The sequence below is a fragment of the Collinsella tanakaei genome, from assembly GCF_030373545.1.
Classification (GTDB): Bacteria; Actinomycetota; Coriobacteriia; order Coriobacteriales; family Coriobacteriaceae; genus Collinsella; species Collinsella tanakaei_C.
Genome location: NZ_JAUDCO010000006.1, coordinates 82,158 through 104,324 on the forward strand (window position 1 = coordinate 82,158; position 22,167 = coordinate 104,324).

At 61.4% G+C, this 22,167-nt stretch carries 18 protein-coding genes; 3 read left to right on the forward strand and 15 right to left on the reverse strand.

The window, feature by feature from the left end; genetic code table 11:
• The first annotated feature begins 19 nt into the window (after positions 1-19).
• Complete coding sequence (locus QUW00_RS06675; protein ID WP_289613607.1) at positions 20-1,108, forward strand: iron-containing alcohol dehydrogenase family protein; 1,089 nt, start codon at positions 20-22, stop codon at positions 1,106-1,108.
• Between the two features lie 99 nt (positions 1,109-1,207).
• Here QUW00_RS06675 and QUW00_RS06680 read toward each other — a convergent pair whose 3' ends face one another.
• The 3 genes from QUW00_RS06680 to ftsH form a co-directional block, all read right to left on the reverse strand.
• On the reverse strand, positions 1,208-1,825 hold the full coding sequence (locus tag QUW00_RS06680) for a zinc ribbon domain-containing protein (RefSeq protein ID WP_289613608.1): 618 nt from the start codon (positions 1,823-1,825) through the stop codon (positions 1,208-1,210).
• A 95-nt stretch (positions 1,826-1,920) separates the two neighbouring features.
• On the reverse strand, positions 1,921-2,865 hold the full coding sequence (locus QUW00_RS06685; RefSeq protein ID WP_289613609.1) for an NYN domain-containing protein: 945 nt from the start codon (positions 2,863-2,865) through the stop codon (positions 1,921-1,923).
• 199 nt (positions 2,866-3,064) lie between these two features.
• Positions 3,065-4,975 (reverse strand): ATP-dependent zinc metalloprotease FtsH, encoded by a 1,911-nt coding sequence (gene ftsH / locus QUW00_RS06690; RefSeq protein WP_289613610.1) that lies wholly within the window; start codon positions 4,973-4,975, stop codon positions 3,065-3,067.
• A 222-nt stretch (positions 4,976-5,197) separates the two neighbouring features.
• On the opposite strand from ftsH, the gene QUW00_RS06695 reads away from it, so the two are divergent.
• Positions 5,198-6,604, forward strand: coding sequence for an MATE family efflux transporter (locus QUW00_RS06695; RefSeq protein WP_289613611.1), 1,407 nt, complete (start codon positions 5,198-5,200; stop codon positions 6,602-6,604).
• Between the two features lie 232 nt (positions 6,605-6,836).
• On the opposite strand, the gene QUW00_RS06700 is transcribed toward QUW00_RS06695, so the two are convergent.
• The 5 genes from QUW00_RS06700 to QUW00_RS06725 all read right to left on the reverse strand — a co-directional run bounded on the left by QUW00_RS06700 (position 6,837) and on the right by QUW00_RS06725 (position 12,552).
• Positions 6,837-8,222 carry a hypothetical protein gene (locus tag QUW00_RS06700; protein WP_289613612.1) on the reverse strand — a complete coding sequence of 462 codons (1,386 nt, stop codon included), beginning with the start codon at positions 8,220-8,222 and terminating at the stop codon, positions 6,837-6,839.
• Positions 8,223-8,799: 577 nt separating this feature from the next.
• A complete protein-coding gene (locus QUW00_RS06705) occupies positions 8,800-9,708 on the reverse strand; it encodes a TrmH family RNA methyltransferase (protein ID WP_289613613.1) in 909 nt (302 codons plus the stop codon).
• A gap of 5 nt (positions 9,709-9,713) precedes the next feature.
• Positions 9,714-10,895, reverse strand: a complete 1,182-nt coding sequence (locus QUW00_RS09385) for a dihydrofolate reductase (RefSeq protein ID WP_354003414.1) — start codon at positions 10,893-10,895, stop codon at positions 9,714-9,716.
• A gap of 11 nt (positions 10,896-10,906) precedes the next feature.
• A complete protein-coding gene (thyA, locus tag QUW00_RS06720; protein WP_289613614.1) occupies positions 10,907-11,755 on the reverse strand; it encodes a thymidylate synthase in 849 nt (282 codons plus the stop codon).
• Between the two features lie 149 nt (positions 11,756-11,904).
• Positions 11,905-12,552, reverse strand: coding sequence for a YitT family protein (locus QUW00_RS06725; protein ID WP_289613615.1), 648 nt, complete (start codon positions 12,550-12,552; stop codon positions 11,905-11,907).
• A 90-nt stretch (positions 12,553-12,642) separates the two neighbouring features.
• Here QUW00_RS06725 and QUW00_RS06730 point away from each other — a divergent pair, with 90 nt between their 5' ends.
• On the forward strand, positions 12,643-13,464 hold the full coding sequence (locus tag QUW00_RS06730) for a MerR family transcriptional regulator (protein ID WP_289613616.1): 822 nt from the start codon (positions 12,643-12,645) through the stop codon (positions 13,462-13,464).
• A 293-nt stretch (positions 13,465-13,757) separates the two neighbouring features.
• Here QUW00_RS06730 and ffh read toward each other — a convergent pair whose 3' ends face one another.
• The 7 genes from ffh to rpmF all read right to left on the reverse strand — a co-directional run bounded on the left by ffh (position 13,758) and on the right by rpmF (position 22,118).
• On the reverse strand, positions 13,758-15,242 hold the full coding sequence (gene ffh / locus QUW00_RS06735; RefSeq protein ID WP_289613617.1) for a signal recognition particle protein: 1,485 nt from the start codon (positions 15,240-15,242) through the stop codon (positions 13,758-13,760).
• A 44-nt stretch (positions 15,243-15,286) separates the two neighbouring features.
• Entirely contained in the window at positions 15,287-16,204 is a 918-nt protein-coding gene (gene ftsY, locus QUW00_RS06740) for a signal recognition particle-docking protein FtsY (RefSeq protein WP_289613618.1), read from the reverse strand.
• Positions 16,205-19,741, reverse strand: a complete 3,537-nt coding sequence (gene smc, locus QUW00_RS06745; protein ID WP_289613619.1) for a chromosome segregation protein SMC — start codon at positions 19,739-19,741, stop codon at positions 16,205-16,207.
• A gap of 12 nt (positions 19,742-19,753) precedes the next feature.
• Positions 19,754-20,479 (reverse strand): ribonuclease III, encoded by a 726-nt coding sequence (gene rnc / locus QUW00_RS06750; RefSeq protein WP_289613620.1) that lies wholly within the window; start codon positions 20,477-20,479, stop codon positions 19,754-19,756.
• A 3-nt stretch (positions 20,480-20,482) separates the two neighbouring features.
• Entirely contained in the window at positions 20,483-20,722 is a 240-nt protein-coding gene (locus QUW00_RS06755) for an acyl carrier protein (RefSeq protein WP_289613621.1), read from the reverse strand.
• Positions 20,723-20,808: 86 nt separating this feature from the next.
• Positions 20,809-21,831 carry a phosphate acyltransferase PlsX gene (gene plsX, locus QUW00_RS06760; protein ID WP_289613622.1) on the reverse strand — a complete coding sequence of 341 codons (1,023 nt, stop codon included), beginning with the start codon at positions 21,829-21,831 and terminating at the stop codon, positions 20,809-20,811.
• Positions 21,832-21,938: 107 nt separating this feature from the next.
• On the reverse strand, positions 21,939-22,118 hold the full coding sequence (gene rpmF / locus QUW00_RS06765; RefSeq protein WP_204560275.1) for a 50S ribosomal protein L32: 180 nt from the start codon (positions 22,116-22,118) through the stop codon (positions 21,939-21,941).
• Positions 22,119-22,167: the final 49 nt, after the last annotated feature.

A 22,167-nucleotide genomic window follows, 5' to 3' on the forward strand; every position in this document is an offset into this window, starting at 1 on the left:
TGGAAAGAAGGCACAACAGATGCGCACGGTTCAAATGAGCGACTATACCGTTGGCGAGGATGCGTTCGACGCGATTCCCGCCACGCTGGCAAATTATGGGGCGAAACGCGTCGTGCTCGTCGGCGGAAAGCGCGCGCTGGCCGCCGCCGCACCGGGCATCGCCGACGCGCTTGCGAACACGGATATCGAGATTCTTGACACCATCGTCTACGGCACCGATGCGACGCAGACCAACGTCGACCGCTTGGCCGCGACCCCTGCCTTTGCGCAGTCCGACGTTGCGTTCGCCATCGGCGGCGGCAAGGCCATCGACACCGTCAAGACGGCAGCTATGGCAACGAACAAGACGGTCTTCTCGGTACCGACCATCTGCTCCAACTGCTCCGCGGCAACCGCCATCGCGGTCATCTACCATGACGACGGATCGTTGAAGGGCTATGCCTATCCCCCCTGCCCCGCCCATATCTTCATCAACCCCCGCATCATCGCCGAGGCTCCCGCCGAGTACTTCTGGGCGGGCGTGGGCGATGCCCTCTCAAAGCAGCCCGAGGTGGAATGGGCGACGAGCACGCGCGAGCTCGGCCACACCGCAAGCCTGGGCCTGGCGCTTGCGCATACCTGCACTGAGCCGCTCATGAGATGGGGCGTCCAGGGTCTCGAGGACGTGCGCAGCAATCGTTCCAGCGAGGCGGTTCGCCAGATTGCCCTGGATGTCGTCGTGAACACCGGATATGTGTCGAATCTGACCAATCAGCCCGACTTCTACTACAACTCGACGCTCGCGCATGCCTTCTACAACGGTTCGACCGGCGTTCACCGCGAAGGTAAGGTGCATCTGCACGGCGAGGTCGTCTCGTTCGGCGTGCTCGTTATGTTCGCCTACACGAACATGAACGCCGAGCTTGAACGCTACGCGAAGTTCAACAAGCGCATGGGCCTGCCGGTGACCTTGGCCGAGCTCGATCTGGATGAAAGCCACCTCGAGGCCATCTGCACATATGCCCACGAGACCAACGAATGGAAGCAGGCGAATCCCGAACCGTTCGACGACACGCGCTTCATCGAAGCCATGAAGGCCGCCGACGCGTTTGGTCGCTCCCTTTCCTAACGAAATCTCAGCCATATGACGACGGGTGGGTACCGATGCTGTCGGTACCCACCCGTCTTGTGTACGCAGTCACGCGATCGACGACGCTGCGTGAAACCCTTACTCCTCGACCTCGAGCGCAGAGGGGGTTTCAGCAGGCTGCTCGACCGGCATCGGCTTGACCGGCTGCTCAGGAGCGGTCGGCGCGGCGCCGAGCTTGGCACCGCAGTTCATGCAGAACGCGTCGCCCTCGCCCACGGCGGCCCCGCAGTTGGGGCAGACCGGAGTAGGAGCTTGCGGAGCTGCGGGGGCAGCAGGAGCGGCCACGGGCGCCTGAGCTGCCGCGAGCGCAGCCTGGACCTCGGCCATGGGCTTGCCGCAGCCCGAGCAGAACATATCGGTCGCCGCCATGCGGGTGTGGCAGAACGGGCACTCGATCGAAACGGCAGCCTGCGCGGCGGCCGCAGCCTGGCGCTCGATTTCATCGAGCTGAGCCTGGATGTTCGCGCGCTCCTGATCGATCGCCGCGATACCGTCGTAGAGAGCCTCGCGGCCGGTGCGCATCGCAGGGTCGTCCTTGGTTACATCGTACAGGCTCGCACCGAGCTGCGCAGCGAGCTGCTGGCGACGCTTCATCGCATCGCTCATCTGGTTCTTAAGCTTCATCGACTCCACGCCGCGGTTGGCGCCGGCCATACCCCGGTTGACGGAAGCCTGCACATCATCGAGAAAACCCACGGTAGTGCTCCTTTCAAGACGCCGTGACGCATACCAGTATCGTATATTTCAAATGCACCTGCACCCAGAATCATAGGGACGCGGCTGATTCCACCTTAATTTTCAATGAGGCGAAGGTAGATCTGACGCCTGCCGCCGCTGACGTCCGGCTCATCGAACTCGTAGGTGCCCAGCGACTTGAGGAAGGGATGGAGCTTCTTGAAGCCGTAGTTGCGGACGTCGAAGTCCGGCAGGCGCTTTCCAAGCTGGTCACCGAGAAGCCCAAGGGAGACCCACCCGTCGTCATCGGAAAACTTCTCCGCGATCGCATCGATGTTCTCCCTGATCTTCTTCAGATGGCGACGGCGGTCGGCACGGCTCATCTCACCGAAGGCGAGCTCGCCGGCATCATCTTCATCGTCGACGGCCTCGGTCGAGGACGCGGCGCCGCGCGCTCCCCCTTCGTCGCCCGGACGTCTCTTGGGGCTTGTCGACGAAGGCTCGAAGACGTCGTCATCGGAGGCCTGGCGCCCACCGCGCTGCGCGCGCTTCCGACGGGTACGGGGGGTCGAAGCCGTATCTTCCTCATCCTCGTCGTCGGCCACCGAGCTGGCGGCATAGAGCAAATCGAGGTACTTGAACTGATTGCACGCCGAGATGAACGGTTGAGGGGTCTTCTGCTCGCCCATGCCGATCACCTTCATGCCGCTTTCGCGCAGGCGCGCGACGAGCCTCGTGAAATCAGAATCGGAGCTGACGATAGCGAAGCCGTCGACGGTGTCCGAATAGAGAATGTCCATTGCGTCGATTATCATGGCGGAGTCGGTGGCGCTCTTGCCCGTCGTGTAGCTGTACTGCTGCATAGGGATGATCGAGTTGTCGAGCAGGCAGGTCTTCCACGAGGAAAGCCGCTGGCTCGTCCAATCGCCGTAGATGCGCTTGTACGTGGCGACGCCGGAGTTCGCCACCTCGTCCAGAATAACCTTGATGTATTTCGGCGCGATGTTGTCAGCGTCGATCAGAATCGCAAATCGTAAGTCACGTGAGGTCTCAGTTGCCATAGATGCCTTTCAGTAGAAGCGGGGCACGCGATGATCTGGCGCCCGGTCGAAGCGGATAGGTTATCGTTCTGATTCATGATACCCGCAATGACGTTACGATCGGACCAATACGACATGCGGAACAGCGGATACCAAGCACGAGAACGCCCCGCCGAAGCGGGGCGTTCAAACGCACTGAGATACCGATGAGAAGGAACCCTTACTCTGCGGGCTTCGGCGGCATGAAGGGATTCTCGCGGCGCATGAGGGTCATGAACTCCTCGCCGGTGATGGTCTCCTTTTTGTAGAGGTAGCGTGCGAGCTCGTGCAGCTTGAACTTGTTCTCGCGCAGGATCTGGAGGGCGCGGGCATGCGCGTCGGCGATGATCTTCTGCACCGCAGCGTCCACGCGCTCGGCGGTACCGGGGGCGCAGGTGAGCGACGTGTCCTGGTTGAGGTACGCATTCTGAACGGTGCCGAGCGCCATCATGCCGAACTCGTCGGACATACCGAAGCGCGTGATCATGTTGCGCGCGAGCTTGGTGGCCTGCTCGATGTCGTTGGCGGCGCCGGTGGTCATCTCGCCGAAGATGAGCTCCTCGGCGGCGCGTCCGCCGCAGTACACCGCGAGCTTGTCGAGCACCTCCTGCTTGGTGGTCAGGAACTTCTCGTCCTGCTCGACCTGCATGGTGTAGCCAAGCGCACCGCTCGTGCGCGGCACAATCGTGATCTTGGTGACCGGCGCGCCCTCCTTCTGGCTCGCCGCCACGATGGCGTGACCGATCTCGTGATAGGAGACGACCTGCTTCTCGTGGTCGGACAGCACCGTGGACTTGCGCTGCTGACCGGCGATGACGACCTCGACGGACTCCTCGAAGTCCTCCTGGCGAGCACGGTTGCGACCCAGACGGACGGCGCGAAGGGCGCCCTCGTTGATGATGTTGGCCAGATCGGCACCCGAGGCACCAGGCGTAGCGCGCGCGATGGCCGTGAGGTCGATCGGTGGCTCGGTCTTGACGTCCTTGGCGTGGATTTCGAGAATCGCCTTACGGCCGGCAAGGTCAGGCAGCTCCATGGGCACGCGGCGGTCGAAACGGCCGGGACGCAGCAGAGCCGGGTCGAGCGAGTCGGGTCGGTTCGTGGCTGCGACGACGACGATGCCCTTCTTGTTATCGAAGCCGTCCATCTCGGTCAGCAGCTGATTCAGCGTCTGCTCGCGCTCGTCGTTGCCCGAGAATCCGCCACCGTCGCGCTTCTTGCCGATTGTGTCGATCTCGTCGATGAACACGATGCAGGGGGCCTTCTCCTTGGCCTGCTTGAACAGGTCGCGCACCTTGGCGGCACCGCGGCCGACGAACATCTCGACGAACTCGGAGCCTGAGATGCTGAAGAACGGCACGCCCGCCTCGCCGGCTACGGCCTTGGCGATGAGAGTCTTACCGGTGCCCGGAGGGCCCACGAGCAGCACGCCGCGGGGCAGCTTGGCGCCGATGGCCTCGTAGCGCTCGGGCTTCTCAAGAAAGTCGACGACCTCCTTGAGGGACTCCTTGGCCTCCTCCTGGCCCGCGACGTCCTTGAACGTCACGCCGACGTCCTTGGAGGCGACGATGCGCGCGCCGGACTTGCCGAGGCCGCCACCGCCCAAGCCGCCAAAGCCGCTCGAAAAGTCCATCGAGGGATTATCGTCGCCCATAGCCTTCTTCATCTTGCGATTGAGCCACCAGCCCACCAGGAAGAAGATGATGAGCGGGCCGAAGGTGATGAGCAGGTACAGCCACGTCGAGCTGTTGTTGGTCGCGATCGAAACGACGACGTTGGCGCCCGAATCGGCGATCAGCTCGGACAGGTAGTCTTCGGCGCCGGGAAGCACGGTCGTCTGATACGCGACGCCCTCATCATCGCCCTTGAGGGTGTACAGCGCGTCGGAATCCGATCCGACCGTGTATTCCATGTCCTTGACCCGGTCGTTTTTGAGGTCAGAGATCATGGTCGAATAGCTCGCCTCTTTGATTGTCATCTGCTGGCGAGCGATGTTCGGGAAGAGCACCTGGTTGAGCACCAGGTACAGCGCGAACGCGATCAGCACGTAGAGGATCATGTTCCGTCTACGTTTATGGTCATCCATCTCCATCGAATACTCCGTCTCGTACGGTTTGCAATGGTACAAAGATACCCGAATGCGCAGATGATAATCACGCTCCTACCCCGATTCCATCTGGGGACATAGCGATGACGTGGAATGGGTTCAGGCGGAACTTCACATATGCAATGCTTCCTGCTGACCAAACCTTTGCCAACCATTATCTGCCACCTGCTATCATGCTCAGGGCACACAACGTGGAAGGGATGGGATATGGCGTTCGGAAAACGCACGTCGCGGCATGCCGGGGCGGCATCGCTCGATGTGACGCACGGAGTCATCTGGAAGCAGCTCCTGCTGCTGTGCGTACCGATCTTCCTGAGCTCGTTTTTCCAACAGGCGCATGCCCTCATCAACACGTTCATCTTGGGCCAATTCGGCGGCAAGCTCGCCTTGGGCGGTGTGCAATCGACCGCCTCGCTGTTCGAGTTGGCCGTCGGCTTTTCGGTCGGCCTCGGCGCGGGCTGCGCCGTCATCTCCGGCCAGTTCTTCGGCAGCCACGATGACGAGCGCCTCTCGCGCGCCATCCACACCGCCATGACAATCGCGCTCGTGCTCGGCCTTTGCATATCCGTCGCCGGCGTCATCTTCATCCCGCACATCCTTGCACTCATGGACACGCCGGCCGATCTTATGGGCGAGGCGGTCCCCTATTCTCGCTGGTACGCCGCTGCGATGGTCTGCTCGCTCGTGCTCAATATGGGATCTGCGCTGCTGCGCTCGGTAGGCGACACGCGCACGCCCGCCCTCATCATCGCGAGCGGCTGCCTGATCAACGCCGTGCTCGACATCGTCTTCGTCGCGGTGCTCGGTCTCGAGGCCGCCGGCTGCGGGATGGCGACGGCCATCACCCTTACGGTCAACGCGGCCCTCATGACTATGCGCCTCATGCGCGCCGACGGCGCATGGCGTCTCGATCTGCGCCGCCTGGGCATCGACGCGCGCATCTGCAAGAGCATGCTCGGAACGGGGCTGCCGCTCGCCATCCAGTCGTCGCTCTACTCGATCTCCAACATCATCGTCCAGTCCACCGTCAACACCTTCGGCACCGACGCGGTGACCGGTTGGGGTCTGTCGGCGCGCCTCGACGCGTTCATCTGGATGGTGACCGAAGCCCTCGGCGTATCCATGACGACGTTTGCCGCACAGAACTTCGGTGCGCGCAACTACGGGCGCATGCGGGCCGGCTACCATACATCGCTCATCATCACGGTCCTCGTCATCGGCAGCATGTCAGCAGGCTTGGTCGTGTTCGTGGAGCCCCTGTCGCGCTTCTTCATCGACGACCCGGCCGTCACGAGCTACACGACGGTCATGATTCACTTCATCGCGCCGTTCTACGCGTTCTACTCCATCGTGGATAACACCTCGGGCGCAATCCGCGGTTCGGGCGAGAGCCTGCGCCCGATGCTGCTCACGATTCTGGGCACCGTCGTGTTTCGCGTCATCTGGCTGCTTGCCGTCGTGCCCGCGCACCACACGATCGAGACCATGCTGCTGGTCTACCCCGTCACCTGGATTCTGACGGCCATCCTGTTCGTGGCCTACCATCACTGGGGACATTGGCTGCGCCACGCCGAGCACAAAGCCGCCCACCTGAGCGCAGGCGGCGTGGTGTAGTCGCAATATTGATGATAGTGCTAATCCTCAAAAACTGTTCTTCATTCTTCGATAAGTTATAAAGTATTCTGCTGTACCTAGAATCAGAAAAGATGCCGAGCCCTATCAAATCGATAAGCTCGACATCTTCAGCCTACAATTTAACCTTGTGGTAACTTGATTTGCTGTTTACGTGAACCCGCACCCTAATTAATCAATATAAACGAATTACAACGGCAGGGAATTGATTCGGCTAGATCGAACCTTCGCATGTGTACTTCCAGCTCCAAGAATATTCTGTATCGACATTGTTATAGAGGCGGACAAGACCTCGTGTAGTTACACGATGATTATTAGTTACAGGACTTTCATAATAATTGAGATATCCAGAATTGCATTTTGTAGAAATAGTCCTAATTACTTTACCGTCATATCTCGACAACTGCGCAGCGTAAGAATCATCAAAATTGAGGAAAATGGCACTACTTTGAGTGCGCTGAGTTGTGAGATAGTCGAGCAGGCTAGAAATTGCGGAAGTAGGACTTCTCAAGTCAATCAATGCGGAGATTGACATACCTCCGCCACAGACCACATCCGCCTCCTGCGAGATAAAGACTGCCTTATTCGTCAAACCTCCGGCAGCAACCTGAGCATTCTTAACCATTAAGCCCAAATCAGAAAATCGCACGGAAAGAGTTCCACTAGATCGATCATAAACTCCAACAAATCCACCCCTATACTGCATTTCCAAGCCAACAGTTCCCATACCATCGAAAAATGATGTGCTTTGTCCAATTCTATACAGATCGCACATCGAAACCTGAACGAGGTATTCATCTGGACCGTTATTAACTACCAGAGAGGCGAACGCATATGGATTAAGCCCCCAATCCTTATCATGATGCCATCCAGTAGTGTTAAATGCAGATAGATCTACATCGTATGAAGAAGGCTTAACAGTTATTCCACTGTTAACATCATCGATGAGATCACGATATCCTGAATATGAAGAAGCATACGTACTAATTCCGCCACTACTGGAAAACTGCATCGATGAGGAGTCGTTGACCTCCGTTGGGACACCATATCCATCTTCTTGACTTGAAAGAAGCGAGTAGGCGTCTAAAGCCTCTTCGTCGTGCAACTCGTCCATAGCACTCATAATACTGGAGAGTGTTTCCGCCGATATGAATTTGGAAATATCATAGTTTGTGTACAGATAGAAATCATTGATTTTAGAATACAGCACGAGTTTTGCTTGAAGTGTATCAGGAATAATCGCAAGTCTAATAAGCTCATAACTCTCTGAAGACGAGAAGCATGAACCGATTAGCGAAGCCGTTCCATCAGAAAACTGAAGTTTGTTCAGCTCCCCATAATATGAGAAATCATACTCAGCATCACTCAATACAGAGCCATCGAAACTAAAGGAATCGTTAGATATGGAGACGGAATCGATAGATATACTGTCATTAGATTCGATTAACTCTGAAGTCAATGTATCTGAATAATACACTTGGCCATCATCTGAATTCAAAGGCGACAGTGCAGAAGCCCTGTGAATTGGCAAGAATAGCAATGTTACAAAAAGCATGCAGACGCAGCCAATCAAAAATCTTTTACTTGTCATCTGTCTCATTTCATCCTCCAATCCATAGAAACAGTAACGATACGATATAATGGATAGAAATTATAAGAGTTTTGTTTTTCTGCATTTTACTGAAATGTAATCAGAATTGGAGGTACAGCTACGATGAAAAGAGTGATGAGAATATGCTCCATCATTCTAATTAGCGCAATTATTCTGTGTTGCATCAAGATTAATGCGCAGTATATGGAAAGGAATCGGGTTTCTAGCGACATGCGACCTAGCACGCAGTTTGCCCTAAACAGATTATCAATCTTAATAAAAGATCGCAATGATAGGCAGGTAATAGATGATGAAACGTGCGACTCCTATTGGCGCCAACTATATAATTACAAATTGAAACTAGATGAGCTTTCATTATGTTGGGAACAGAAGACAGAACTAGATTACAAGTGGTCAATCTGGTTCGAGAAACACGGAGCACAGGATGCAGCACTGCATCTTGATACAGCAGAACGCTTGCTCCGTTTGGAACAAGATGACAGCTATGGTCAAATGCTCAACGCATTTTCCATTCTATCAGATTAGTATCTTATAATACCTAGTATTGTTAACCCATGAGTTCACGTTAGGCGAACATGCCGGGTCGATAGTGATAGGCGTTGTCCACATGCGGGCACAGCTGCCAGAAGGCGACCGCGCTCGCCGCGGCCACGTTCAGCGAGTCGACGCCATGCGCCATGGGTATGCGCACCGTCAGGTCGGCGCCGGCGATGGTCTTTGCCGCAAGCCCGGCACCCTCGGTTCCCATAAAGATCGCCATGCGCTCGATCTTGGCAAGCGAAGGGTCGTCCAGCGAGACGGACTCGTCGGTCAGCGCCATGGCGACGCAGGTAAATCCGCTCTCATGCAACGTCACCAAGCCATCGTGCGGCCAGCGTTGGGCATCGCTGCCGATCCGGCACCAGGGGACCTGGAACACGGTTCCCATGCTCACCCGTACCGCACGGCGATAGAGCGGGTCACAGCACGTCGGGCTTACCAGGATGCCATCGACGTTGAGCGCGGCGGCGCTGCGGAAGATGGCGCCGACGTTCGTGTGGTCGACGATGCCCTCGAGTACGCAGACGCGCACCGGCCTCCCCTTCGCGCGCTCGACCAACCCGTCGAGAAACGCCGCAGGCGAAGCCAGCGCAGGACGGCGAAACGCCGCCAGGGCGCCGCGCGTGACGTTAAAACCGGTAAGGCGCTCCATGAGCTCCATCGACGCGATGAACACCGGAACCTCGCCGCGCTCCTCGGCAACACGCTCAAGCAGGGGCGACAGTTGATCCAGCCAGCGCTCGCCTAGAAGGAAGCTGACCGGCTCGAGTCCGGCCTCGACGGCGCGCTCGATGACCTTTGCGCTCTCTGCGATGAAGATGCCCTTTTCGGGCTCGAGCACGCATCTGAGCTCGCGCTCCGTCAGGCGCGTATAGGCGGCCAGACGCTCGTCGGAAAGATCGTCGATGTGAATGATGTTCACGGCGCTCGACACGACCGTTACTTCCCGCCGCGACGGAAGAGCTTGCGCCCGGTATGCTTCAGCTTGTCCAGAATGGTCGGGTCGGGATGCGCCGCATTCCACGCCTCGCGGCGACGCCGCTTCTCGAGCTCGGCGTTGAGCGGCTCGCCATAGCCCTGAACCAGGTTGCGATACCACGCGACCATATCGGCAAGATCGGAATCGTCGGGCCTGCCCTTGTTCATGCCGCCCGTAAGCTTATAGGGGCCCCACGTATCAAAGCCGACACACCCGTGACCGGCGAGGTAGTTGGCACGCTGCGCACGGCAGATGCCGTCGATATCCTTGCCGTACCACTTGCTGGCACCGCCGTAGGTGAGCAGGCTGAAGACAAAGGTGCCCTCGATGAGCGAGTTTTGCAGCACGCGAGCAAGATCCTTATCGATCTCACCGTAGTAGATACCGCTCGCCACGCCGACCAGCGGATAGTCGGACAAATCGACGGTCTGCCCCTTGTCGAGGGTCGCCACATCCACCGCGTCGACATCCTCCGGGAACGCCGCCACGATGGCGTCGACGATCTTTTTGGTGTTGCCGTGGTGCTTGGAGCGATACAGGATCATCGTCTTGACGTGCACGGGCTCGGATGCGTCACCGTCGGCCTCGACCGGCGCCTCGCAGACCTCGTCGTCGCTCGCGTCGTCGGCATCAGTCCGCACGTAGTCGACGAACTCGAACGCGATGCCGTGATCCTCCTCTTCGGGAGCGATCGTGAAGGTCTCCGACGTGTCGGCGATACGCCACTCATCCAGCTCGTCCAGATTCGGGAAAAACGTATCGGCCAGGCGACGGCAGTGGTTCTTCGTCACGGCGACGCGGCTGCAATACGGCAGGAGCTGACAGTACACCTCGGCCCCACCGATGACCCACGCCTCATCCTCGCCCTCGACCGCAGCGAGCGCCTCTTCAGGTGAATGGACGACCTCGACGCCCTCGCGCGCAAACGCCTCATCGCGCGTGAGCACGATGTTGCGACGGTTCTTGAGCGGGCGGCCGCCCGGCAGGCTCTCAAGCGTCTTACGGCCCATGATGACCGTGTGTCCGCTCGTCAGCTCGACAAAACGACGCATGTCGGCGCGGTTGGAGACGATCATGTCCCCTTCATATCCGATGCCCCAGTCGTCGCAGACGGCAACGATGGCACAAAGCTTGCAGCTCACAGGCAGACTCCTTAGATAGCGATAGGGATGTTCTTGATCTGGGGGCCGTGCTCGTAGCCCTCGACGATCAGGTCGTCGGTCGTGAAGTCGTAGAAGTTGGCGACCTCGGGGTTCAAGCGAACCTTCGGCGCGGGATACTGCGGGCGCGCGATGAGCTCGCGAACGATATCCACATGCCGGTCGTAGATATGCGCGTCGACGATGACATGCAGAAGCTCGCCAGCAACCATGCCGGAGACCTGCGCGACCATCATCAGCAGGATGGCGTACTGGCACACATTCCAGTTGTTGGCGGCAAGGATGTCCTGGCTGCGCTGCATGAGCACCATGTTGAGGACCGGCTTGTCCGCGCCCTCCTCGTGGGTCACGTTATAGGTGACGCTGTAGGCGCACGGATACAGGTGCATCTCCGACAGGTCGGCAAACGTGTACATATTGGTCATGATGCGCCGGGAGAACGGCGTATGCGCAAGATCGTAGAGCACGCGGTCCATCTGGTCGAAGTCGCCTTCCGGATAATGCGACTTCTGGGCGATCTGGTAGCCGTACGCCTTGCCGATCGAACCGGTCTCGTCGGCCCACTCGTCCCAAATATGGGAATTGAGGTCGTGGATATTGTTGGACTTGCGCTGGTAGATCCACAGGATCTCATCCATGGCGGACTTGAGCGCCGTGCGGCGCAGGGTGAGCGCCGGAAACTCCTCGCGCAGGTCGTAGCGGTTCGTGACACCGAAAGCCTTGATGGTGTAGGCGGGGGTTCCGTCCTCCCAATGGGGGCGGACCTTCTCGCCTTCAGTCGTCGTCCCGTGAGCGAGAATATCGCTGCACATGGACACGAACAGCTTATCTGCCTTGCTCATACGCACTCCCGATCCATCGATGCAATCGAATCTCCATTGTACGATGATGCCCGACGGAATCGGTCGTCAAACCAGCCATCCCCCATGTTTTATGCAGGGCGATGGCACCCGTTGGCAGGAGGAGCGGACACCCCGCAGGTAACCATCGGTTATTCCGCAACGGCCTCGCGAGTGTCGCGCGACGGGTTGAACCCTACGATCAGGTCGATAAGCGGTGAGGAGATGAACACCGTGATGAGGGAGAAGACGATGCGCGTGAGCGGGATGTAGCTCAACGACAGCAGCAGGACCGTCAGATCGGTAACCAGATAGCAGCGCGACAGACGCCAACCCGACACCTTCTGGATAGACAGCGCCAGGGCGTCGTCTCCGCCCGCAGAGGCGCCGGCGCACACCACCAAGCCGGCGCCGACACCGACAAACAGACCGCCCGCGATGGCTGCGACGAACGGGAGCGCGGAAAGATCGGGCAGAAGATACGGCAGGCGCTCCCAGATGGCATAGAAAGCAGCGATAAACGCGCTCGAGACAACCGACCACCCGAGAAATCCGGCACCGAGCAGCTTCAAAGCCACTGCATAGCACAGGATGTCGAGTATCGGCGAGACGATCGACGAGGGAATGCCGAACCAATGATTGGCGAGCAGCAGCGCACCGATGACGCCGCCCTCGGTGATACCGACAACCTGATGGATGTTGTGGATACCGAAGGTGAGAAGTGCGGAACCTGCCGCTATGAGCGCAAGCCTTTTCAGTATGTCCGCATGGTTGCAGCACAGATATGTCCTGAGATCCATGGGATCTCACCCCTTCTTGGTTCGCCTTGATTTCCTTTGATAGACTAAACCTTGGTACGATACCAAGGTCAACGGCAACATGGAGAAGCTATGGACGAAGCCCTGCTCAAGCAGCACTATCGGATTGGCGAGGTGTCGCGTCTGTTCGGTATCGGGCAGGATTCCTTGCGCTACTACGAGCGGCTCGGCATCGTCGTCCCCAAACGGCAGGCCAACGGCTATCGCGCCTACGGGCTCGACGACATGTTCACGCTGTCCTTGATCAAAGACCTGCGCATGCTCGGGTTCTCGATGCAGCAGATCAAAACCTATCTCGACGATCGGACCCTTGAAAGCACAGGCAAGCTGCTCACCGAGGAATCGGTGCTTATCGACCGGCAGATCAAACGCCTGCAGGAACGAAAGGCGGCGATTGAACGCCATCTTCGGACCATCGATACCGCGCGGACGGCGGTGACGGGCCGATTCCTCATAGAGCGACGGCCGGAGCGTCGATGCATCGAGCTTGCTGTGCGCATGGAGGCTGATGAGGAGATGGACGTTGCGATTCAAAGGCTGCGCCATCGGATCAAAGACGTCACGCCCCAGTTGAGCGACATCACCATCGGAGCAAACCTCTCGCGCAAAGATCTTGAAGCCGGCGCCACCAACATCTACGACTCGGTCTTTTTCGTCTTGAAAAACGATTCGGCTGACTGCGACTATCGCTTGCCAGCAGGCAACTACCTCGTCTTTCGCTACCGCGGAAGCTATGAGCAAAACGGCGATGTCCTCCGCTCGATGCTTGACTACGCGCACCGGCAACAGCTGGATGTGGGAACCTCCGCGTTCGAGATCTACGAGCTGGACAACCGCGATACCGCCGATCCAAACGAATACCTGACGCGCATCGAGATACCGCTCTGTACATGACATGAGGCGCGCGCCGACCGCCGACACGGCGCACGAGACATTCGACATCGCACGTGACACGATGATTCCAAAGCGGACACGCGCGCCCATCGCGATATCGGAAACCCCACCGTGACAAGCGAGACCCCCGCGCGTACGGCGGGATCTTATAAACCGCAAAGGGGGGATGCGCGGACGCACATCCCCCCTATCTTCCGATAATCGAGCTCGTCGCGGCAAGCCCGATACGTCTTCGCCGCAATCGACATGCCTTCGTCGCAATCGACGCGCAGGCTGTCGAAGACGCAGGCGGACTACTTCAGGCGCATCTGGCGCTCCATCTCGCGCAGCATGTCCATGTCGGACGAGCCGCCAGAGCCCAGGCCGCCCAGACCACCCATGTTGCCAAGACCGCCGAGGCCGCCCATGTTGCCCATGCCGGGGATGCCGGGCATGCGCATCTTCTTGCCCTTCTTCCCCTTCTTGCCCTTCTTGCCGGCGGCCTGCTGCGACATGGCGCGCACGCGGCTCATCATCTTGTTCATCTCGCCCCACTGCTTCATGAGCTGGTTCACATCGGTGGGGGTGACGCCCGAACCGCGGGCGATGCGGGCGCGGCGCTGGCCGTTGATAATCGAGGGCTTCAGGCGCTCCTCGGCCGTCATGGACATGATCATGGCCTCGTTGCGCGCGAAGACCGATTCGTCAAGGTTGCCGCCCATCTGGTTGAGCATCTTCTGACCGCCGGGAAGCATGCCCAGGATGGACTTCATACCGCCCATCTTCTTGACGGCACGCATCTGCTCGAGCATGTCGTTCATGGTGAAGCCGTCGCGCAGCATGCGCTCGGCGCTCGCGATGGTCTCGGCATCAGCCGCCTGCTGAGCCTTCTCGATGATGCCGACGACGTCGCCCATGCCGAGGATGCGCTTGGCCATGCGATCGGGATAGAACGTCTCGAGCGAATCGGGCTTCTCGCCCATCGAGACGAACTTGATGGGCTTGCCGGTAACGGCGCGCACCGACAGCGCACCGCCGCCGCGTGCGTCGCCGTCGAGCTTGGAGATGATCACGCCGTCGAAATCGGTGCGCTCGGCAAACGTCTGGACGACGTTGACGATATCCTGGCCGGTCATGGCGTCGACGACCATGAGCACCTGATCGGGCTTGACGGCGCGCTTGATATCGACGGCCTCCTGCATCATCTGCTCATCGATCTGCAGGCGACCGGCGGTGTCGACGATCACCACATCGCGCAGGTTGTCGATGGCTTCGCGCACCGATGCGCGGGCGATGCCGACCGGATCGGCGCCATCGCCGCGAAACACCGGCACACCGATCTCGCCGCCGAGCGTGGCGAGCTGGTCGGCAGCGGCGGGGCGATAGACGTCGCAGGCGGCGAGCAGCGGAGAGTGGCCCTGCTTCTTAAGCAGGTACGCGAGCTTAACGGCAGCCGTCGTCTTACCGGAGCCCTGCAGGCCGACGAGCATGATGACGTTGGGGATGCGGCTCGAGAGCACGAGCTTGCTCTCGGTCGAGCCCAGCAGCTCGGTCAGCTCATCGAGCACGATCTTGACGACGTTTTGCGCCGGCGTGAGGGATTCCATGACGTCGGCGGCCAGGCAGCGCTCGCGCGTCTTCGCGACGAAGTCCTTGACCACCTTGAAGTTAACGTCGGCCTCGAGCAGGGCCATGCGGATGTCGCGCATCGCGCTCGTGATGTCGGCCTCGGTGAGCTTGCCCTTGCCGCGCAGGCGGTCAAACGTGGAATTGAGGCGATCGGAAAGGCTCTCAAACATATGCGTGAAACTCCTATCGGATGTACCGGATGATGACGGGCAGGTTACTCGTCTGCACCCACGAGTGCGCGGCAGAAATCGCGGGCGTCGAAGCACTGCAGGTCGTCGACCTGCTCGCCCACGCCGACGCGCAGGATCGGCAGCTTGAGCTTAGAGGCGACCGCCATGGCGATGCCACCCTTGGCCGTGCCGTCGAGCTTGGTCATAATGACGCCGTCGATGCCGAGCGCCTCGTTGAACTCAAGCGCCTGGGAAAGTCCGTTTTGCCCGGTGGCCGCATCGATGACGAGCACGACGCGCACCGGAATCGGGCCGCGCGCGCAGCGCTCGGCGCGCTTGCGCGTCACGTTGACGACCTTGGCGAGCTCGCGCATGAGGTCAGCGGAGGTGTGAAGACGCCCGGCGGTATCGATGAGGACAAGGTCGCTGCCCTCGCGGTCGGCGACATCGAGCACGTCGTAGCACACGCTCGCCGGATCGGAGCCGCGGTCGCGCTTCACGACCGGCACGCCGGCGCGCTCGCCCCACACGTCGAGCTGCTCGATGGCAGCGGCGCGGAAGGTGTCGGCGCTACCGATGATGGTCTTGATGCCGGCCTTGGCCGAAGCGCTGGCGATCTTGCCGACCGTCGTGGTCTTGCCGGCGCCGTTGATCCCGACGAACAGGACGATCGAGGGAACTGAGGTGAACGGGTCCTCCTGGGGCTCGACGAATGTCTCGGCAAGCCGGTCTGCGAGCGCTTCGCGCAGCTGGCGCGATGTCTTGAGGTTCCTGCGCGCCGCGAGCTCGCGCAGATCGTCGGTGACCGACATGGCGATGTCGGCGCCCATGTCCCCCATCACCAGCGTGTCCTCCAGATCCTCCCAAAACGACTCGTCGACCTCGCCGCCGAAGTAGAAGATCTCGTTCAGGGCCTCACGGCTGCGCTGCAGTCCGCGGGAAAGATTCTCAAAAAGTCCCATCTATGCGTTCACGACCTTTCCGGTCTTCCGGTCGAGCCTTTGGCTTACGACCCGGCTCACGCCGTCTGCCTGCATGGAAACGCCGTAGAGGACGTCGGCGTCCTCCATCGTCCGGCGCTGGTGAGAGATGACAAGGAGCTGCGTGGTGCGACGCAGGTGGTCGATCGCGCCGATGAGCTTGCCGAGATTGGAGTCATCGAGCGCCGCCTCGACCTCGTCGAGCACGTAGAACGGCACGGTGCGCGTGCGGTATACAGCAAACAGCAGCGCAAGGGCCGTCAGGCTCTTCTCGCCACCGCTCATGAGCGTCATCTTGGAGATGCGCTTGCCGCGCGGCTGCGCCACGACCTCGATGCCGGTCTCGGTGGGCCGCTCGGGATCGGTCATCTCAAGGTGGGCCTGACCGCCGGGGAACAGCATACCGAAGACCTCGCGGAAGTTCGCGTCGACCTTCTCGAACGTGAGGAGGAACTGGCGCTTCATCTTGCGATCGATGGCCGCAGTGATCTTGGTGAGGGCCCCCCGGGCGTGCTCGAGGTCGGCGAGCTGTGCGGCGATGAAGTCAGCGCGCTCGCGAAGCCGCTCGTACTCCTGGAACGCAACCTGGTTGACGGGTCCGAGGTTGTTGATCTGCCGCACCAGGTCGGCGAGCTCGCGCTCGCAGGCCGCGCGATCGTCGGGGGCGGGCAGCGTGAGGGCCTCCTCGAGCACCGTGGTCCCGTCGGCGGTGATGGCGGAGATGGCGTTTTCCACCTGGACCTCGAGCTTACCGCGCTCGACGCTCAGCTGGGATACGGCAGCGGTCGCCGTTTCGACCTCCTCCTTTACGCGCGCGACCTCGCCACGGGCGGTCTCGATCGTCTTTTTGAGGGATGCGGAATCAGCCTCCTCGAGCGACGCCTGATCGCGCAGGCGCGCCGCCCAATCCAGGGCGCGCTCGGACAGCGCCTGGTAGCGGTCGTGCAGTGGATCGACGCGCAGGCGCAGCACCTCAAGGGAGCGCGAGGACTGACGCGTGGCGCGGATGCGGCGATCGATGGACTCAAGACGGCGCTCGAGCTCGGGCGAGCGGGTCTCGAGGCTGCGGAGACGCTCGGTAGCCTGGGCGAGGCGAACCTTCGCATCGGCGAGCTTGCCGGCAGCCTCGGTGTCATCGCGACGGACGCGCTCGAGGTCGTCGGTAGCGTCCTCGATCTGCGCGCCCAGGGCATCGGCCTGATCGCGAGCATCGTCACGGGTGCTTGCAAGCTCGTCGAGCTGCGGCTGCACGGCGCGAACAGCCTCGGCCGCCTGAGCGCGCCGGCGCTCCACCTGGGAGTGCTCCGCGACGGCGGCGGAAAGAGCCTGCTCGAGACGGCCAATCTCGGAGAGCAGCGATCGATGCTCACCCTCGAGTCGTGCGATGTCGCCAGCGATATCGCCATCCGCGGAACGAGCGGCCGCAAGCGCCTCGTTCGCCTCGACCGTGCGCTCGGTCGCGCGCTCAAGAACGACCGAGAGCTCGGGCTCCAGGTCCTCAAGTTCACGGATACGACGCTTGCGCTCGAGCGTGCCGGCGTGCGCGTCGGCGGCGCTGCCGATGCGCACCGCGCCCCCCGAAAAGATTCGCGCGCCGTCAGGCGTCACATACGTGACACCGCTGATACGCGGTGCCGCGAGCGCTTCGTCGATCGAGTCGACGACATAGTAGGAGCCGAGCAGCGCGGCCGCAGCGGCCCCATAGCCCTCGCGCACCCGCAGGCGCTCGACGAGGCGGTAGCCGACAGCGCCGGCGGCGGCTTCATCGGCAGCGCCGGCGCGCGAAACGAGCACGGCCTCGCCGTCGGACCCCTGCTGTTCGAGAGCGTATGCGCCAAGCGACGAGAGCGCCTCGGCATTGTCGACGACAAGCGCGTCGATACCGGTGGCAAGCAGGCCCTCGACCAGGTCCTCGAGCTCGGCGGGAGCTTCGATGACATCGCCCAAGCGCGCGCGAACGGTGCCGGCGTGAGCGCGCTGGACCTTCGCGGCGAGCGGAGAGGAATCGGACATGCGCTCGTCGATGCGCTTGAGGCTTGCAAGCTCCGAGGTCACCTCAGAGTGGCGCGTGCGCGCCTCGGCCTCTTTGGCGCGGCGGTCGTCGACGGCGGCACGGGCCGCCTCGATAGACACCTTCGCCTCGTCGCGGCGAGCGCGCGCATCGGCGAGCTCGGCGTCAAGCTCCTCGGCGCGGACCCGACGACTTTCCAGCGATGCGCGGACCTCTTCGGCCTGCGCATCGATCTGCTCGAGACGCGAGGCGTACATGGAGTCCTCGAGCTCGGCGTTGGATACGGTCTCCTTCGCCTTGACGTAGCTCAGGGCGGCGTCGTCAGCGGTGCGCTGTGCCTCGCGCCGCTCACGGGTCAGGCGCGCAATGAGCTCATCGAGCTCGACGCGCCGCGCGTGCAGCTGCTCGGCGGCAGGGGCAAGCTCGGCGACGTCGGCCTGCGCCACGTCGGCGGCAGCGCGGACATCATCGAGCTTGGCGCGCACGTCGGCGAGCTCCTCGGCAGCCCGCTTGCGCTGATGCTCGGCACCGGAAAGGGAACCGCGCATCTCGGAGAGACGGGCGACCATGTTGCGGCCCTTCTCCTCGAGCAGGCGCATATCCGAGCCGATGCGGCCGACGACGTCCTGCATATGGCGGCGCTGCTCGCCCAAATCGCCGACGAACAGACCCTTCTCCTCGAGCATGACCTGGAGCTTCTCCAGCTCACGCTCCTTTTCGGACAGGCGGTAGCGGGAGAGCTCGACAGCGGCGGCGGCCTCCTTGGAACGGGATTCCAGATCGGTCCAGCTCGCCTGGAGGCTGCGCAGCTCGTCGACGGCGAGGATCTGCGTGAGCTCGCGGGCGCGGGCGGTCAGGTCGCGATGCTTGCGCGCGCGATCGACCTGGCGCTCGAGCGGCTTCAGCTGGCGATTGATCTCGCGGCTGATGTCCCGGGCGCGCGTCAGGTGCTCATCCATGGAGGCGATCTTGCGCGCGGCGCGCTCGCGGCGGCGCTTGTGCTTGGAGATGCCGGCGGCCTCCTCGATCAGCGCACGGCGCTCCTCGGGCCGGCTCTGCAGGATCGAGTCGAGCTTTCCTTGGCTGATGATGGAGTGGGTGTCTTTGCCCAAACCCGAATCGTGCAGGATATCCTGGATATCCATGAGACGGCACGGGCTCGAATTGATGAGATACTCGGACTCTCCGGAGCGGTACATGCGGCGCGTGATGGCCACCTCGTCGAACTCGACAGGCAGGACGTGGTCCGAGTTGTCGAGGACCAGCGTGACCTCGGCCACGCCGACGGGCTTGCGGGCAGAGGACCCGGAGAAGATGACGTCCTCCATGGCCTGGCCGCGGAGCTGCTTGGCGCTCTGCTCGCCCAAAACCCAGAGGATGGCGTCGGAGATATTGGATTTACCCGACCCGTTGGGGCCCACGATAACGGTGAGCCCGGGCTCGAACGTCATGTGGGCGCGATCGGCAAACGATTTGAATCCCTTGAGGGTCAGCGACTTGAGATACACGCGAACACCCCGCTAACCGAGCTTGCGCTTCAAGATCACACCGTTATGGGTATAACCCATGCGCTCAAGGGCGTCCAGGGCGGCTGCAGCCTCGGCCTCCTTCTTGGAAGATCCGCTTCCCCGACCGCGGCGAACGCCGTCGACGATCGCCACAGCGGTAAACGTGGGCTCATGGGCGGGGCCGCTGCTGTCGACCAGCTTGTAGGCGGGCGCCTCCATGTGGTCGCGCTGCACGCATTCCTGCAGATAGGACTTGGGATTCGTCGGATGCTCGGCGCGCTCGGTGGCAAGATGCGGCTTGAGCGTGCGATTGATGAAGGCCTCGGCGGCATCCCAGCCGCCATCGAGGTACAGGGCACCGACGAGCGCCTCGTAGACGTTCTCGAGCGCCGAGTGCATGCCGCGCGCGCCGGTGCCCATCTCGGACGAACCGAAGATGATGCACTCGTCGATGCCAAGCTCCTGTCCCACCTCGGACAGGGTCATGCCCGACACCAAGGAGACCTTCAGGCGTGTGAGCTTGCCCTCGTCGAACTGCGGATAGGCGCGATACAGCGCGAGCGCGACGACGGAACCCAGGATGGAGTCGCCAAGGAACTCGAGGCGCTCATAGGAGGCGTCGACGGGCTGCCCCTCGACCGCCGAGGGATGGGTAATGGCCGAGCGGAGCAGCACGCGGTCGCGGAAGGTGTGACCGCAGATCGCTTCCACCCGGGCGATCTTATCGGATACGGGCACGCGTTAGCCCTCCTGAGCGGCGATGGCGTCGATGGCGTCGGCGACCGACGAGATGGACAGCAGGCGCTCCTCGTCGAACTCGATGCCGAACTCGTCCTCCATGGCGGTGACGAGCTGAAGCCGGTCGAGCGAATCGGCGTCGAGGTCATCGAAGGTCGTCTGCTCGGTGATCTGATCGATCTCGACCCCGAGGATGTCGGAGGCGATGTCGGCGACCTTGTCGAAGATTTCGGTGCGCTCCATGAGCGTACTCCTTTCATGAGGGCGGGCGGGGTGCCCGGCACCTCAAGATTCTACCCGTTCGCACACGTGGCTGAAAGCGCGACGGCCTAGCGCACGATGTTATCCATCGAGGCGGCAAGCATCTCCACAAGATTGCCGCGCACGGCGTTGGCGGCGGTCAGCGTTCCGTTCTTGACGGCCTCCACGCTCGTCGCGCCGTGTCCGATGACCACCACGCCGCGCAGGCCGAGCAGCACCGCGCCGCCGCGGGCGTCGCCGGAAAGCTTCGCCTGGATGGCCTTGAGCCCGCGCTTGACGAGAAGCGCCGCCACCTTGCCGCCGAGCGAGCCGAGCAGCACGCCCTTCAACTCGTGGAGCAAGAGCTTCGCCGCGCCCTCGGTGCACTTGAGCGCGATGTTGCCCGAGAAGCCGTCGCAGACGACCACATCGACGTTGCCGGAGGTCAGATCGGTGCCCTCGCAGTTGCCGGCAAAGCCCTTGACGCTCGAGCGCATGAGCGGGAAGCACTCCTTGGTGAACTGCGAGCCCTTCTTGTCTTCGGTGCCGTTGGACAACAGGCCGACGCGCGGGTTGGCGATGCCGCAGACGATGCGCGCATACGTCGCTCCCATCTGACCGAAGCGCACGATATCCTCAGGCTCGACGTCAGGGTTGGCGCCCATGTCGGCAAGAACGGTGAAACCGCCTGCGCGGTTGGGGATCTCGCTGACGATGCAGGGGCGGATGGGGCGCTTCTCCCCTTCCGCGTTCACGTACTTGAAGGGGGTGACGTACGCCGTGCCCGCAGCGGTGACCGCACCGGTGGAACCGGCGGAGAAAAAGCCGTCGGCCTGCCCCTTTTTGATGGCGCGGCACGCAAGCACGATGGAGGACTTGCGCTTGTGCATGACGGCCTGGATGGGGTCGTCCTCCATGGCGATGATGTCGGGCGCGACGAGCGCCTCGACGCGCTCGCGCTCGGCGGCGAACGGCTCGACGATGTCGGCGGGGCCGGCGGCGATGACCTCGAGCTCGGGATCGGCGGCAAGCGCCGCGTCGATGCCGTCGAGAACGACCTTCGGCTCCTCGTCGCCGCCCACGACGTCGACGGCGATGCGTACCTTCCTCATAGGGCAATCCCCCTTAACGACAAATGGCCGACTCTGCGAGCCGGCCATACGGTTCCATATCTCTCACGCTGCCAAAGACACCTGCGCGATCGAAGAGACGCCACACGCTACTCGGTGACGATGACCTCGCGATCCTTGTAGTAGCCGCAGTTGGGGCAGACGTGATGGGGAAGCTTGACGGCGCCGCAGCGAGGGCAGACGGAGCGGGACGGGGCGTCAATCTTCATGTTGGCGGAACGACGGGTGTGAGTGGCTCCGCGGCCCTTCTTTTGCTTAGGTACTGGCATGATAACCTCTCTTTTACTGTGTCTCGGCACGATTACGCGCAAGTAGCGA

Coding starts and splice junctions, on each gene's coding strand:
- QUW00_RS06675 (WP_289613607.1), top strand. CDS start 20: ATGCGCACGGTTCAAATGAGCGACTATACCGTTGGCGAGGATGCGTTC.
- QUW00_RS06685 (WP_289613609.1), bottom strand. CDS start 2,865: ATGGCAACTGAGACCTCACGTGACTTACGATTTGCGATTCTGATCGAC.
- ftsH (WP_289613610.1), bottom strand. CDS start 4,975: ATGGAGATGGATGACCATAAACGTAGACGGAACATGATCCTCTACGTG.
- QUW00_RS06695 (WP_289613611.1), top strand. CDS start 5,198: ATGGCGTTCGGAAAACGCACGTCGCGGCATGCCGGGGCGGCATCGCTC.
- QUW00_RS06700 (WP_289613612.1), bottom strand. CDS start 8,222: ATGAGACAGATGACAAGTAAAAGATTTTTGATTGGCTGCGTCTGCATG.
- thyA (WP_289613614.1), bottom strand. CDS start 11,755: ATGAGCAAGGCAGATAAGCTGTTCGTGTCCATGTGCAGCGATATTCTC.
- QUW00_RS06725 (WP_289613615.1), bottom strand. CDS start 12,552: ATGGATCTCAGGACATATCTGTGCTGCAACCATGCGGACATACTGAAA.
- QUW00_RS06730 (WP_289613616.1), top strand. CDS start 12,643: ATGGACGAAGCCCTGCTCAAGCAGCACTATCGGATTGGCGAGGTGTCG.
- ffh (WP_289613617.1), bottom strand. CDS start 15,242: ATGTTTGAGAGCCTTTCCGATCGCCTCAATTCCACGTTTGACCGCCTG.
- ftsY (WP_289613618.1), bottom strand. CDS start 16,204: ATGGGACTTTTTGAGAATCTTTCCCGCGGACTGCAGCGCAGCCGTGAG.
- QUW00_RS06755 (WP_289613621.1), bottom strand. CDS start 20,722: ATGGAGCGCACCGAAATCTTCGACAAGGTCGCCGACATCGCCTCCGAC.
- plsX (WP_289613622.1), bottom strand. CDS start 21,831: ATGAGGAAGGTACGCATCGCCGTCGACGTCGTGGGCGGCGACGAGGAG.
- rpmF (WP_204560275.1), bottom strand. CDS start 22,118: ATGCCAGTACCTAAGCAAAAGAAGGGCCGCGGAGCCACTCACACCCGT.